Origin of the sequence: Lysobacter sp. yr284, from assembly GCF_900107375.1 — a bacterium.
In the GTDB taxonomy this organism is placed as follows: Bacteria; Pseudomonadota; Gammaproteobacteria; order Xanthomonadales; family Xanthomonadaceae; genus Lysobacter.
In genome coordinates, this window is record NZ_FNPT01000001.1 from 363,614 (window position 1) to 377,559 (window position 13,946).

Below are 13,946 nucleotides of genomic sequence, written 5' to 3' on the forward strand. Positions count from 1 at the left end.
GCCTCAGCCCGCCCGATAGTTCGGCGGTTCCTTGGTGATCTGCACGTCGTGCACGTGGCTCTCGCGCGAACCGGCGTTGGTGATGCGCACGAAGCTCGGCTTCTTGCGCATTTCCTCGATGGTCGCGCAGCCCACGTAGCCCATGGTGGCGCGCAGGCCGCCGGCGAGCTGGTGGACCACGCCGCGCAACGGGCCGCGGTACGGCACGCGGCCCTCGATGCCTTCGGGGACCAGCTTGTCGGCATCGGAGGCGTCCTGGAAATAGCGGTCCTTCGAGCCCAGTTCCATCGCGCCGATGCTGCCCATGCCGCGGTAGCTCTTGTAGCTGCGGCCCTGGAACAGTTCGACCTCGCCCGGCGCTTCCTCGGTGCCGGCGAACAGGCCGCCGACCATCACCGTCGACGCGCCGGCGACCAGCGCCTTGCCGATGTCGCCGGAATAGCGGATGCCGCCGTCGGCGATCAGCGGGATGCGGTCCTGCAGCGCCTCGGCGACCATCGCCACGGCGGTGATCTGCGGCACGCCGACGCCGGCGACCACGCGGGTGGTGCAGATCGAACCCGGGCCGACGCCGACCTTGACCGCGTCGGCGCCGTGGTCCATCAACGCCAGCGCGGCGTCGCCGGTGACGATGTTGCCGCCGATGACCTGCAGCTGCGGGAAGCGCTTCTTGACCCACTGCACGCGATCGAGCACGCCCTGCGAATGGCCGTGCGCGGTATCGACCACGATCACGTCCACGCCGGCCGCGGCGAGGGCTTCCACGCGCGCTTCGGTGTCGCCGCCGACGCCGACCGCGGCGCCGACCAGCAAGCGCTCGGCGCTGTCCTTGGCGGCGTTGGGGTTGTCGGTCTTCTTCTGGATGTCCTTGACCGTGATCAGCCCGCGCAGCTCGAAGCCGTCGTTGACCACCAGGACCTTCTCGATGCGGTGCCTGTGCAGCAGCTGCAGCACTTCCTCGTCGTTGGCGCCTTCGCGCACGGTGATCAGGCGCTCGCGCTTGGTCATGATGTGGCGGACCGGATCGTCGAGCTTCTTCTCGAAGCGCATGTCGCGGCTGGTGACGATGCCGACCAGCTGGCCGCCGTCGACCACCGGCACGCCGGAGATGTTGCGCGCGCGGGTCAGCTTGAGCACTTCGCCGATGGTGGTCTCGGGGCCGACGGTGAACGGCTCCTTGATCACGCCGGCCTCGAACTTCTTGACCTGGGCGACCTGCGCGGCCTGCGCCTCCAGGCTCATGTTCTTGTGGACGATGCTGATGCCGCCGAGCTGGGCCAGGGCAATGGCCAGGCGGGCCTCGCTGACGGTATCCATGGCCGCCGACAGGATCGGCAGGCGGATCGTCAGGTCGCGGGTCAGGCGGGTGGAGAGGTTTACGTCCTTAGGCAGGACGATCGAATGCGCGGGGACGAGAGACACATCGTCGTAAGTCAGCGCTTCAGCCTGGATGCGCAGCATAGGCGGGCCCGGGAGGATGAAGCGCGCCATTCTAACCCGAAACCGCCCCGCTCCGCTCGCCGCGCAGGCGGAAAGCGACGTTCCGCGGATGGGTCGCGCGGGGGCCGTTAAGGCTGGCGGAGCGGCCGCTGGCGGCTTGGCTGGTTCGGGCTCAGGCGGGCCTTTCAGGACACGGACGACAGGCGTCCGCCCCCTGCACGAGCGTCATCCCCGCGAAAGCGGGGATCCAGGGACTTCAGCCGGCCGTTTGCCGCAGGCCGCTCAGGCCCGACTTCCAGCGTTCTCGCCCGAAACGCCCTGGATTCCCGCGTTCGCGGGAATGACGGCGGGAAGATCCTCGACATGCCTCACTGGCGCCTTCAGCCCCGCCCGGCCGCCTTGTCCGCGGCCTCGGCCGCTTCCAGCGTGTTCTGCATCAGGGTGGCGACCGTCATCGGCCCGACCCCGCCCGGCACCGGCGTGATCCAGCTGGCGCGCTGCGCCGCGGCGTCGAAGCCGACGTCGCCGACCAGGCGGCCGTCGTCGAGGCGGTTGATGCCCACGTCGATCACCACCGCGCCCGGCTTGACCCATTCGCCCGGAATCAGCCGCGGCCGGCCGACCGCGACCACCAGGATGTCGGCGTTGCGCACCGACTGCTCCAGCACCGCCTGCGGGGTGAATTTGTGGCAACTGGTGACGGTGCAGCCGGCGATCATCAGCTCCAGCGCCATCGGCCGGCCGACGTGGTTGCTGACGCCGACGATGGTCGCGCTCTGCCCGCGCACCGGGCGGTCGGTATAGCCGAGCAAGGTGGTGATGCCGCGCGGCGTGCACGGGCGCAGGCCGAACTGGCGCAGCACCAGGTGGCCGACGTTTTCCGGGTGGAAGCCGTCGACGTCCTTGCGCGGGTCGATGCGATGGATCAGCGCGGTGGCGTCGCGGCGGTCGGGCAGCGGCAGCTGGACCAGGATGCCGTGCACCTCGGGATCGGCGTTGAGCTTGTCGATCAAGGCCAGCAAGGCCTCGTCGCCGGGATCGGCCGGCAGGTCGTAGTCGATCGCGCGGATGCCGACCTTCTGCGCGGCGCGGCGCTTGTTGCGCACGTAGACCGAGGAGGCCGGATCGCTGCCGACCAACACCACCGCCAGCCCCGGCCGCGACAGGCCGCGGGCGACGCGCTGGTCGACCTGGGCCTTGAGGTTGTCGAGCAGTTCCTCGGCGATGCGCTTGCCGTCGAGGATGCGGGCCGGGTGCGAAGGAGGCGTCATGCGGGCTCGGCTGCGGTAGAGTCGGGCCGCGCATTATCGCCGATCCGGCCGGCCGAATTTCGCCGGCGCGCGCATTTCGCCGACGCGGCGCGCAGGCCGGCCGCCGCGCGCCGCGGCCGCATCGGCCCGCCCTCGCCCCTGCCCCGCCCGGAGCCCCGCCATGAACCCGACCGACCCGACCGCCGTCCCGGACGCCGCCACCGAAGCCCTGCAGGCCGCCGCCTTCCGCCGCCTGCTCGCCCATCTGATGCACGAGCGCCGCGACGTGCAGAACATCGACCTGATGATCCTGGCCGGCTTCTGCCGCAACTGCCTGGCCGACTGGTACCGCGACGCCGCTGGCGAGCGCGGGGTCGATCTGAGCAAGGACCAGGCGCGCGAGGCGATCTACGGGATGCCGTTCGCGCAGTGGAAGGCGCAGTACCAGCAAGAGGCGACGCCGGCGCAGCTGGCCGCGTTCGAGGCGGCGCAAAAGCGGCACGGCTGAGGGCGCTTACGCGCGATTGCGGCTCCAGCGCGGTTCCTGCGCACCACCTCCCGACCCCGTCATTCCGGCGAAAGCCGGAATGACGGATTGGAGGGAAGCGACACAGCAACGACGCTGCAACGACCGCCCCTGTAGGAGCGGCGCAAGCCGCGACCGCGACAATCAAAAAATCCACGCAAGCACGAAGCGCCCGCCGCCAAACAAACCGGACACGTCCTCAAGACATCCGGCCCGCGCCGGCTCAGCCGTTGCCGCCGTCGCGGCTCGCGCCGCTCCTACCGGGACGCGTCGCCGCGCTCAGTCCTGCACCGGCGCCTGCCCCTGCGGCTGCAGCGACGGCGCATTCGGATTCGGGCAACGCGGGATTCCCGACCCCACCACGCAGTTGATGCAGCACCCCGACGGCTGCTGCGACGGCGCCTGCTGCGGCGCGAACAGCGGCTGCGGCGGCGCCAGCGTGGCCAGGCTCGCATCGGGCTTGAGCTTGAGCAGCGCCGCCCAGTCGAGCTTGTTCATGTCGCAGGCCGTGGCGGTGTCGGGCGAGCACTCCACCTGGGTCTCGCTGCGCAGCGGCAGCGGCCAGAACTGGCCGCTGCGGTTGACCGCCATCATCCGCATCGTCGCGCCCTGCTGGACGTTGCCGCCGATCAGATAGGCCTTGCCGTCGTTGTCCGGATTGACCGCGACGACCACGTCGCAATGCATCGCCAGCGAACCGTTGCCGCTGTCGAGCGCCGCCATCAACCCCTGGTAACCGTACACGCGCGTGCTCGAACGCACCGCGCACAGCAGGTCGCCCGGCGCCGCCGCGGCGCTGGCCGGGTCCAGGTACAGGAACGGGCTCTGGTCGGGATTGCGATAGGCCTCGCGCACGTAGTCGTAGTGGCTGGCCGAAGGACGGAAGCCCGGCACCGCAGCCTTCATCATCACGTAGGACACGAACGCGGCCGACCACGGATTGTCGACCAGGAACGCGCGGCAGGCCTGGGTCGAATAGCCGCTGCCGAACGGATCGAAGCACTGGTCGGCGCCGGCGAAGCCGCTCATGCGCTGGAGCAGGCCGGTCTCGCGCCAGTAGCCGGCGGTGCGCCGCCAGGTCTCGGTGGCGCCGTCGGCCAGGCGCGCGTTCTCCGACTCGCTCACCGAGGCGCTGGCCAAGCGGCCCTGCAGGTCGATGAAGGGCCGGTACCACAGCAGGTTCTCGCTGCACGCCGCGGCCGCGACGCGGGTCGCGGCCTGGGCCGCGCCGCCCTGGTTGCGCAGCGACGGACAGGCGTCGGCGGCGCGGGCCGCGCTCCACGGCGCAAGCAGCGCCGACACAGCGGCCAGGATGGGCAAAACCATAACGAGACTGCGGGGCATGCGGCGATCTCCGGTCCATCGCAGCGTCCGCGCGGGGGCGCGAAACGCCAAGGTTGTCATGCGGGAAGGTCGTACAGGAGGACGGCGCGTGTGCGGCCGGCCCGCCTGCGCCAGCCTAGCGATCTTCCGTGCAAGTCACGTGAGCGCGCGCGCGCCGCCTCGCGCCGCTGGCGGCGCGCGTGCCCGCGGGGTATCGTCGCAACACGCACCATGCGCCCCACGGCCGCCTGCGGCCGCCCGGCGCTTTCCCGCACCGCATTCCAGGGCCCACGCATCGATGGCACGCAACCCACGCCTGTTCCAATCCTTGGCCGCGATCGCCGGCGTCGCCGCCGCCGGCTACGTCAGCATTTGCGGCTGGATGTACTTCAAGCAACGCGACCTGATGTATTTCCCGCAGAACACCCGCCTGGGCGCCGACATGACCGACTACACGGTCGAGCGCGGCGATGCGGTGCTGCGCGGCTGGCGCCTCAACGCCGGGCGCGAGAAGGCGCTGATCTACTTCGGCGGCAACGCCGAGCGCATCGAGAACATGCGCGAGACCCTCGCCCAGTGGTTTCCCGACCGCACCATCTACCTGCTGTCCTACCGCGGCTTCGGCGCCAGCGACGGCGCGCCGGCGGAACCGGAGCTGTTCGCCGACGCGCTGGCGATCTTCGACCAGGTCGCGCGCGAGCATCCGCGCCAGCCGGTCTCGGTGATCGGCCGCAGCCTCGGCAGCGGCGTGGCCAGCTTCGTCGCCGGCAAGCGCCCGGTCGAACGGCTGGCCCTGGTGACCCCGTTCGACAGCCTCGGCGACACCGCCCAGGCGCACTACCGCTGGCTGCCCACGCGCTGGCTGGTGCGCGACCGCTACGACTCGATCGCCAACCTGCGCGGCTACTTCGGCCCGATCCTGGTGGTGCGCGCGAGCGACGACGACGTGATCCCGCCGCCCAACACCACCCGCCTCGTGCACTCGCTGCAGACCCGCCCGCAAGGCGTGGAAGTGGTGCAGCTCAAGGGCGCGGACCACCACAACATCGGCACCTATCCGGAGTACGGCCAGGCCTTGAGGGAGTTCATCGACTAGCGCGGGATCCGACGGGCGCGGGCGAGGTCTGGCCCGCGATGTGCGCCCGCAGCCGCTCGCGCCTCACTTGGAGGACGCAAAATGCAAATGCAGATGCAACGCAGGGCGATCCAACCCAACGACGTGTCGTACGCGCAAGCGCACGAGATCAGCGGCTTCCGACGATTGTTGTTCATCAGCGGCCAGCTGCCGCAATGCGAGAAGTGCATCCTGCCCAAGGACTTCGAAGGCCAGTGCCGGCGCGCCTGGGCCAACGTCGAGCAGCAGCTCAAGCAGGCCGGGATGGACTTCGGCAACTTGGTCAAGGTCACCACCTTCCTCAGCGAGCGGCGCCTGCGCGAGCGCAACTACGAGATCCGCCGCGAAGTCCTCGGCGAGCACACGCCGGCGCTGACGGTGATCATCGCCGACCTGTACGAGGAAGGCTGGATGGTGGAGATCGAGGCGATCGCGGCGGATTGAGCGCAGCCGCGGCGGCCACCGCACGACCACGGCGCCGGATCGTCGGCGCCGTAAGCCGCGCGCAGGGCCATCCGCGCGCGCAAGCCGCGACGGCGCAGCGCGCTTTCGCCGCCATTGCGGCGCAAGCCCGAATCCATTACGCCGTTGCCGTTGCCCGCCCCGGCCTCAAGGCAACCGGCACAAATCCCCGAACGCACGCGCCAGCGCGGTGCGATGCAGTTCGTCCAGCCGATACCGTTTCGCCGCACGCTTGCGCGCGGCGTACGCGCGCCGCTCGCAATCCTGCCCGCGCGCCTGCGCCAGCGCGGCCGGCAGCGCGTCCAGCAACTGCGCGTTGATCGCGTCCAGCTTCGTCCGCACCGGCGCCAGGTCGACCGCCGGGCCGGCGCGCGCCGGCTCGGCCAGCAGCCGGTACTGCACCAGCTTGTTGGCTTCCATCTGCGCGCGGAAGAACGCCGCCGACGGTTCGGGCGGCAACGCACGCGCCGCCGCTTGTTCGCGCACCCGCGCCAGTTGCTCGCCCTCTCGCTGCGCGTCCTCGACCGGCTTGCCCGAGGCGCGCTTGCTCGCCGCCACTTCGTCGGCCAGCAACAGGCGCTGCGCGCTGAGGTCGGCGATAGGGTCGAAGCCGGGCGCCGCCTGCGATTGCGCCGCCGCCGGCAGGACCGCCGCCAGCAGCGCGAGCGCGGCGAGCGCGGACCGGCCGGTGCTTATGGAGTGCGTTCGCATGGTTCCGCCTCCTGGCCGCGGGCCGCGCTCACGGCGCGGCGCAGAACGCCTGGTAATCGATATAGCCCGGAAACGCGCGGCCCGCCGCGCACACCGGACACTCCGGGTCCGGCCGCAACCGGGTCTGGCGAAAGCGCATGCCCAGCGCATCGAAATGCAGCAGCCGCCCGGCCAGCGATTCGCCCAGGCCGAGGATCAGCTTGACCACTTCGGTCGCCTGCACCAGCCCGATCACGCCCGGCAGCACGCCGAGCACGCCGGCCTCGGCGCAGTTGGGCGCGGCTTCCGGCGGCGGCGGCTCGGGGAACAGGCAGCGGTAGCACGGGCACTGGCCGCGATGGCGGCCGGCGTCGAACACGCTGACCTGCCCTTCGAAACGGTGGATCGCGCCGTACACCAGCGGCTTGGCCAGCTTCACGCAGGCATCGTTGAGCAGGTAGCGCACCGGGAAGTTGTCGGCGCCGTCGAACACCACGTCGGCCGCGCCGATCAATCGCTCGACGTTGCCGGAGGCGATGCGCTCGGCGAAGGTCTCCACCCGCAGCCGCGGATTGAGCGCCTGCAGCGCGATCTTCGCCGACTCGACCTTGGACATGCCGATGCGCGCTTCGGTGTGCAGGATCTGCCGCTGCAGGTTGCTGCGGTCGACCACGTCGTCGTCGGCCAGCACCAGCGTGCCGATGCCGGCCGCGGCCAGGTAGAACGCCGCCGGCGAACCCAGCCCGCCGGCGCCGACCATCGCCACGCGCGCGGCCTGCAGCTTGCGCTGGCCGGCTTCGCCGACCTCGGGCAGGCGCAGGTGGCGCGAATAGCGGTCGTAGAAATCGAGCTCGTCGGCGGACTGGCGCAACTGCGCCAGCGGCAGGCCCTCGGCGATCCAGCGCGCGGTGCCGCCGTCGACCGAGGCCACGTGGGTGTAGCCGGCCTCTATCAAGGTTTGCGCGGCGCGCAGCGAACGCGCGCCGCTCTGGCAGATCAGCAGGATCGGCGCGTCGCGGTCGGCGACGGTGGCGGCGGGATCGGCTTCGAGCGCGTCCTTGGCCACGCCGAGCGCATGTTCGGCCTGCCCGGTCGCGCGCTCGTGCGCCTCGCGCACGTCGATCAGGACCGCGCCGGCCTGCTGGCGGGCGCGCGCCTGCGCGGGGGAAATCTGTTCGATGCTCATGCGGGGATTATCCGCTTTCGCGGCCGGCACGGCGGACGTGGACGGGGATGCAGTGTTGCGGGGGTTGGCGGGTGGCCCTCACCCCAACGCGTAAGGCCAAACCTCCACCACCGCCCCCTCCGCCAACTGCTGCGGCCCCTCCGGCACCACCATCAAAGCATTCGAATCCGCCGCCGCGCGCAGCCGGTGCGAGGCGGTGGCCGGGTTCGGATCGACCCACAACACCCCGTCCTCGTCGCTGCGCAGCCGCGCGCGCACGAACTCGCGGCGCGGATGGCTCTTCTCGATCCCGCCGACCACCCGCGCGCGCAGCGTCGGCCGCGGCTCCACGCGCCCTTGCAGGCCGTCGATCGCCGCGCGGCCGAAACTCAGGTAGGTCGCCAACACCGACACCGGATTGCCCGGCAGGCCGAGGAACCGCGCCTGGTCCATGCTCGCCAGCAGCAGCGGCATGCCCGGGCGCATCTTCACCTTCCAAAAATGGATGCGGCCGAACTGCGCCAGCACCGCCGGGATATGGTCCTTCTCGCCGGCCGACACCGCGCCGCAGGTGAACACCAGATCGAAGGCGCAGGCGGCGTCGCGCAACGCGATCTCGACCTGCCGGGGATCGTCGGGCAGGCGCGGCCACGCGGTCGGCTCCAGGCCGTCGGCGCGCAGCAGGCCCATCAGCAGTTCGCGGTTGCTGTCGTAGATCTGCCCGCGCTGCAGCGGCATGCCCGGCTCGACCAGTTCGTCGCCGCTGGTGAACACCGCCACCGTCGGCTTGCGCCGTACCGGCAGCGAGGACAGGCCCAGCGAGGCGGCCAGCGACACCCGCGCCGGCGTCAGCGCCTGCCCGGCGCGCAGCACGGTCTCGCCGGCGCTCACGTCCTCGCCGGCGTAGCGCACGTGGTGGCCGCGCTTGGCCGGCGGCACCCACACCTGCGCGCCGTCGACGCGCACGTTCTCCTTGATCGCGACCGTGTCGGCGCCGACGGGCAGCGGCGCGCCGGTGGTGATGCGCGCGCACTCGCCGGCGCCCAGCGCCAGCTCCAGCGCGACGCCCGCGAACTGCTCGCCGACCAGGCGCAACGCGGTCTGATCGCCGTGCAGGTCGGCATGGCGCAGGGCGAAGCCGTCCATCGCGCTGTTGTCGAACGGCGGCAACGACAGCGGCGCGACCACGTCCTGGGCGAGCACGCGGCCGTGGCAGCGCGACAGCGCCGGGTGCTCGATCTCGAGGCGGTGCGCGGCGGCGACCTCGGCGGTCAGGGCCATGGCCTCGTCGAACAGCAGGCCGGTGGGGAAATCGGTCATGGCGGGCTCTTGGGTGCGGTGCGCGGCGAAGCCGGGACGGAAACCGGCCGGCACCGCGCGGGACGGACGACCGCGCCGGCGGGCCGGCGTCGGGCGGGACGGACGATCACGCCGGCGGGTCGGCGAGGATGCCGGCCGCGGCCAGATCGGCGGGCGTGTTGAGGTTGCCCAAGCGTAGGCCAGCGAGCGGTGCCGCGGCCATGCCGATCCCGGCTTGCAACGCGCGCACCGCCAGCCGCCGTTCGGCCAGCGCCGGCGCCAGCGCGGCGCGCAGCGGCGCCAGCGGCCACAGCGCGAACAACGGCTGCACGCCGTCGTCGTCGACCGCGTAGGCGCCCTGCCCGGCCTGGACGGCGGCGAGCGCGTCCAGCAGCCAGGGCCCGGCCTGGAGCGCGTCGACCGGCACCGTCAGCAGCCACGGCGTCGCGGCCGCCGCGGCCAGCGCGTCCAGGCCGCCGAGCGGGCCGAGATCGGGGCTGCGGTCGGCGACGGCGCGCAGGCCGTGTTGGGCGTAGCGCGGCAAGTCGCGATTGGCGCTGACCAGGGTTTGCCCGGCGCGCGGCGCGAACGCTTGCGCCAGGCGCAGCACCTGGAATTCGCCGTCGCGCCGCAGCCAGGCCTTGTCGCGCCCGCCCAGCCGGGTGGCGCGGCCGCCGGCGAGCAGGCCGAGGGTCAGATCGGCGGGAGCGATGGGCATGCGGTGCGCGGCGGAACTGGGGGAGGCGCCATTGTGCGCGCTCGGCGGCATCGGCGCTGGCGTCGGCGGTGCCGTCCGGCGCCGGGACGTTGATGGGAACGCAAAGTCAAAATGGATTCCGGCTTTCGCCGGAATGACGGGAAGTGGAGGCGCAACCTCCAATCCGTCATTCCGGCGAAAACCGGAATCCATCTTGACTTCGCCGTCGTCGGCGAAGCGAGCCGAACCAACCGCCGCGCTTACTTCCCGCGCTTCACATGCCGTATCAAGCGCTTCTTCTTCGCCACCTGCCGCTCGGTCAGCACGTTCTTCTTGCCTTCGTACGGGTTGCTGCCTTCCTTGAACACGAACCGCACCGGCGTGCCGACCAGCTTGAAGCGCTTGCGGAAGAAGTTCTCCAGGTAGCGCTTGTAGCTGTCGCTGAGGGTGCGCAGGCGGGTGCCGTGGACGACGAAGGTCGGCGGGTTGATCCCGGCCGGATGGGCGAAGCGCAGCTTGGCGACGTGCCCGCGCACCACCGGCGGCGGGTTGGTCTCGTAGGCGATTTCCATCGCCTTGGTGACCTCGCTGGTGCCGATCTCGGTGGTGGCCGAGGCGTGCGCGCGGTGGATCGCCGCGAACAGTTCCTTCAGGCCCGAGCCGTGCTTGGCGCTGATGCGCACCGGCTCGGCCCACTCGACGAAGGCGAGCTTGCGCTTGAGCAGGTTCTCGGTCTGCTGGCGCTGGTACTCGGTCTGCCCGTCCCACTTGTTGACCGCGACCACCAGCGCGCGGCCGGCGTCGAGCGCGTAGCCCAGCACGCTGGCGTCCTGGTCGGTCACGCCCTCGGTGCAGTCGAGCATGACCACCGCGACCTGGCACTGCTCGATCGCCTGCAGGGTCTTGATGATCGAGAACTTCTCGACCGCTTCCTCGACCTTGGACTTGCGCCGCACGCCGGCGGTATCGACCAGCCGGTACAGGCGGCCGTCGCGCTCCATGTCGACCGCGACCGAATCGCGGGTGGTGCCCGGCACTTCGGAGGCGATCATCCGCTCCTCGCCGAGCAGGCGGTTGACCAGGGTCGACTTGCCCACGTTCGGGCGGCCGATGAAGGCCACGCGGATGCGGTTGGGGTCGTTGTCCAGTTCGGTCGTCGCGCCCTCCTCGGGCACGCGCGCCATCACCTCGGCCAGCAGTTCGTCCAGGCCCTGGCGGTGCGCCGAGGAGATCGCGACGGCGTCGCGGATGCCGTAGCGGGCGAAGTCGTTGATCGCCTCGCGCGCGTCGAGGCCGTCGGTCTTGTTGACCACCAGCAGGGTCGGCCGCGCGGTCTTGCGCAGCCAAGCCAGGATCTCGTCGTCCAGGGCCGAGGCGCCTTCGCGGCCGTCGACCACGAACAGCACCAGGTCGGCCTCCTCGGCCGCGGCGCGCGCCTGGCGCGCGGTGGCGCCGGCCAGGCCCTGCTCCTCGCCGGCGATGCCGCCGGTGTCGACCACCGCGAACGCGCGCTGGCCCTCGGGCCGGCACACGCCGTAGTGGCGATCGCGGGTGACGCCCGGCTCGTCGTGGACGAGCGCGTCGCGGCTGCGCGTGAGCGCGTTGAACAGGGTGGATTTCCCGACGTTGGGGCGGCCAACGAGGGCGACTAGCGGAAGCATGATGGTTTTGGAACCGGGAATGAGGGGAATGGGAAACGGGCGACGCGGGCGGCGCGCCGCGTACGGGCCGGCGGGCCACGGGCGCAAACGCCGCCATAGTGCCAGAGCGGGCGCGAAGCTGCCTTCGCGCCCGCTTCGCCGGCGGCGCCGGCACGGCCGGCGAACCGGCCGCCGCGCCGCAAACGAACGGCCCGGAACGGCTCAACGCCGCCCGGGCCGCGATGCTTCAGGACGCCGGGAGAGGCGTCGGGGGCGCGGCGTCGCCGCCTTTCCCCTGCCCTCGTTCCCGGTTCCCTGCGCTTACTGCAGCTTGAACGCGGTCAGCTCGCCCTTGATGCTCTGCACGATCGCGATGCCGTCGACCACCACCGGGGCGGCCTTGAGCGGCTTGCGGCCGGCGCGGGCGCGGGCGGCGAACTCGCCGGTCGACAGCTTCATCCAGTGCACGTAGCCGTCGAAGTCGCCGACCACGGCGTAATCGCCCTGCACCGCCGCGCCGGTCAGGTCGCGGCGCGCCAGCGAGGGCTGCGACCACAGCGCGGCGCCGCTGGTCTTGTCCAGGCCGAACACGGTGCCGGCCGGGTCGGCGACGATCAGCTTGTCGCTGGCCACGCCCAGGCGGCCGGCGCCGCCGTGCTCGCTGACCCACATCGGCCGGCCGCTCGGCGCGTCGATCGCCACGGTCTGCTTCTTGAAGCTGGTCGCGTACAGCACCGAGCCTTCCAGCACCGGGGCGCCGTCGATGTCGGCCATGCGGTCGAGCTCGCTGCGGCCGTCGGGCTGCCCCACCGGGACGTCCCAGGTGGAACGGCCGTCGCTGGCGGCGAGCGCGCTGACGGTGCCGTCGTCGTTGCCGACGAACACATAGCCCGGACCCAGCGTCGGCGAGCTGTTGCCGCGCAGCGACAGGATCGGCACGTCGCGGTTCCAGAACCAGCGGCGCTCGCCGTTGGCGGCGTCGAAGGCGGTGACGCGGCCGTCGTTGGAGCGCACGAACACCATGCCCAGGCCGATGGTCGGCGCGGCGATCACTTCGTTGGGAACGCTGGCGGTCCACTTCTGTGTGCCGGTGGCCGCGTCGAGGGCGATCACTTCGCCATCGAGGCCGCCGACCACGACCAGGCCGTCGCCGGCGCCGGGACCGCCGGACAGGCGGATTTCCTTGTCCTTCTTCTCGCGGTCCTTCTTGTCCTTGCGGGTCGGCACGAAGTGCCAGACTTCCTTGCCGGTCTGCAGGTCGTAGGCGTGCACGCCGCCCTTGATCGCCGCGGCGTAGACGCGGCCGTCGGCCACCGCCGGAGACTGGCGCACGCCGATGTAGTCCTCGCCCTTGCCGGCGTTGACCGACCAGATCTTGTCGACCTTGACGCTGGCGGTGAAGTCGACCAGTTCGGTCGGCTCGTTGGGCTTGCCGTCGTCCTTCTTCTTGCCGCCGAACCAGCCCTTGACCGTCGAGCATCCGCTCAGGGCGAACGCGAACAACGCGGCGGTGGCGGCGACGCGCACGAAGGCGCCGCCGTGAGACCTTTTCTGGGCTTGGATCATTAAGACTTGGCCTCGGGCTTGACCGGCGTACCGCCGGCTTCGGTGAGCTTGAGTTCGAGCAGGCGGCGGCGCGGCGAGGCTTCGTCGAGCTTGGCCAGCGCGTCGGTGTATTCCTTGCGCGCCAGGTCCTGCTTGCCGAGCGCGAGCTGCGCGTCGCCGCGCACCTCGATCGCCAGCGGCTGGGTGGACTGGGCCAGCAGCTTCAGCGCCTCGGCCGGCTGCTTGGTCTCGACCAGCAGACGCGCCAGGCGTTGGGAGACGATCCCGGCCATCGCGGCGTCGTCGGTCTTGATTCCGCGCAGGGTGGCGATGGCGGCGGCGCCCTGGTTGGCCTCGACCTGCTGCTTGGCCAGCTCCAGCGCGGCCAGGGTGCGGTACATGCCGTCCGGCAGCGCCTTGACCTTGGCCTCGGCGGCCTTGTCCTTGGACTGGACCGCATCGACCGCGGACTGGTACTGGGCGGAGGCCTGCGCGTTCTGCTCGACCTGGTGGTTGCCCCACCACTTCCAGCCGCCGATCGCGGCCAGGCCCAGGGCGATGCCGCCGATCAGGCCGGCGCCGTTGGCGCGCAGCCAGGACAGCACGCGTTCGCTTTGTTCGTGTTCGTCGAGCAGGTCGTCTATCGCCATGATGCGCCGTGGTTATGCTGCCTGGACGGCCCGACGCCGCGCGCAGCGCGGCAAACGGGCCGAACGGGCCATGAAGGAAACAGGCCGGAATCAGGTCGGGAAAACCGGCCGCAGCGCGGCCGGTCGGAAACCTGGAACGGAACGT

At 71.4% G+C, this 13,946-nt stretch carries 13 protein-coding genes; 3 read left to right on the forward strand and 10 right to left on the reverse strand.

Annotated features, from left to right (window positions below; translation table 11 throughout):
• Positions 1 to 3 precede the first annotated feature (3 nt).
• Together guaB and folD are read right to left on the reverse strand one after the other, a co-directional pair.
• Positions 4 to 1,461 carry an IMP dehydrogenase gene (gene guaB / locus BLV01_RS01430; RefSeq protein ID WP_091793404.1) on the reverse strand — a complete coding sequence of 486 codons (1,458 nt, stop codon included), beginning with the start codon at positions 1,459 to 1,461 and terminating at the stop codon, positions 4 to 6.
• Positions 1,462 to 1,820: 359 nt separating this feature from the next.
• Positions 1,821 to 2,711: a bifunctional methylenetetrahydrofolate dehydrogenase/methenyltetrahydrofolate cyclohydrolase FolD gene (gene folD / locus BLV01_RS01435; RefSeq protein ID WP_091793406.1), complete on the reverse strand. Its 891-nt coding sequence runs from the start codon at positions 2,709 to 2,711 to the stop codon at positions 1,821 to 1,823.
• Positions 2,712 to 2,871: 160 nt separating this feature from the next.
• Here folD and BLV01_RS01440 point away from each other — a divergent pair, with 160 nt between their 5' ends.
• Positions 2,872 to 3,198, forward strand: coding sequence for a DUF1244 domain-containing protein (locus tag BLV01_RS01440; protein ID WP_091793408.1), 327 nt, complete (start codon positions 2,872 to 2,874; stop codon positions 3,196 to 3,198).
• A 297-nt stretch (positions 3,199 to 3,495) separates the two neighbouring features.
• Here BLV01_RS01440 and BLV01_RS01445 read toward each other — a convergent pair whose 3' ends face one another.
• Positions 3,496 to 4,542, reverse strand: coding sequence for a DUF2272 domain-containing protein (locus BLV01_RS01445; protein WP_175485732.1), 1,047 nt, complete (start codon positions 4,540 to 4,542; stop codon positions 3,496 to 3,498).
• A gap of 295 nt (positions 4,543 to 4,837) precedes the next feature.
• On the opposite strand from BLV01_RS01445, the gene BLV01_RS01450 reads away from it, so the two are divergent.
• Both BLV01_RS01450 and BLV01_RS01455 read left to right on the forward strand, forming a co-directional pair.
• Positions 4,838 to 5,635: an alpha/beta hydrolase gene (locus BLV01_RS01450; RefSeq protein ID WP_091793412.1), complete on the forward strand. Its 798-nt coding sequence runs from the start codon at positions 4,838 to 4,840 to the stop codon at positions 5,633 to 5,635.
• 81 nt (positions 5,636 to 5,716) lie between these two features.
• Entirely contained in the window at positions 5,717 to 6,097 is a 381-nt protein-coding gene (locus BLV01_RS01455) for a RidA family protein (RefSeq protein WP_091793414.1), read from the forward strand.
• A gap of 165 nt (positions 6,098 to 6,262) precedes the next feature.
• On the opposite strand, the gene aroQ is transcribed toward BLV01_RS01455, so the two are convergent.
• From aroQ to BLV01_RS01490, 7 genes are all read right to left on the reverse strand, one after another.
• On the reverse strand, positions 6,263 to 6,826 hold the full coding sequence (gene aroQ, locus BLV01_RS01460; protein ID WP_091793416.1) for a gamma subclass chorismate mutase AroQ: 564 nt from the start codon (positions 6,824 to 6,826) through the stop codon (positions 6,263 to 6,265).
• A gap of 28 nt (positions 6,827 to 6,854) precedes the next feature.
• The gene (gene moeB, locus BLV01_RS01465) at positions 6,855 to 7,991 is read right to left on the reverse strand and encodes a molybdopterin-synthase adenylyltransferase MoeB (protein ID WP_091793418.1); all 1,137 of its coding nucleotides are present in this window, start codon (positions 7,989 to 7,991) and stop codon (positions 6,855 to 6,857) included.
• A gap of 78 nt (positions 7,992 to 8,069) precedes the next feature.
• Positions 8,070 to 9,290 (reverse strand): molybdopterin molybdotransferase MoeA, encoded by a 1,221-nt coding sequence (gene glp, locus BLV01_RS01470; RefSeq protein ID WP_091793420.1) that lies wholly within the window; start codon positions 9,288 to 9,290, stop codon positions 8,070 to 8,072.
• Between the two features lie 106 nt (positions 9,291 to 9,396).
• A complete protein-coding gene (locus BLV01_RS01475) occupies positions 9,397 to 9,987 on the reverse strand; it encodes a molybdenum cofactor guanylyltransferase (RefSeq protein WP_091793422.1) in 591 nt (196 codons plus the stop codon).
• A gap of 239 nt (positions 9,988 to 10,226) precedes the next feature.
• On the reverse strand, positions 10,227 to 11,627 hold the full coding sequence (gene der / locus BLV01_RS01480; protein ID WP_091793424.1) for a ribosome biogenesis GTPase Der: 1,401 nt from the start codon (positions 11,625 to 11,627) through the stop codon (positions 10,227 to 10,229).
• A gap of 300 nt (positions 11,628 to 11,927) precedes the next feature.
• On the reverse strand, positions 11,928 to 13,172 hold the full coding sequence (gene bamB / locus BLV01_RS01485) for an outer membrane protein assembly factor BamB (protein WP_091793426.1): 1,245 nt from the start codon (positions 13,170 to 13,172) through the stop codon (positions 11,928 to 11,930).
• Positions 13,172 to 13,801, reverse strand: a complete 630-nt coding sequence (locus tag BLV01_RS01490) for a YfgM family protein (RefSeq protein WP_091793428.1) — start codon at positions 13,799 to 13,801, stop codon at positions 13,172 to 13,174. Before BLV01_RS01490 ends, bamB begins: the two co-directional genes overlap by 1 nt.
• Positions 13,802 to 13,946: the final 145 nt, after the last annotated feature.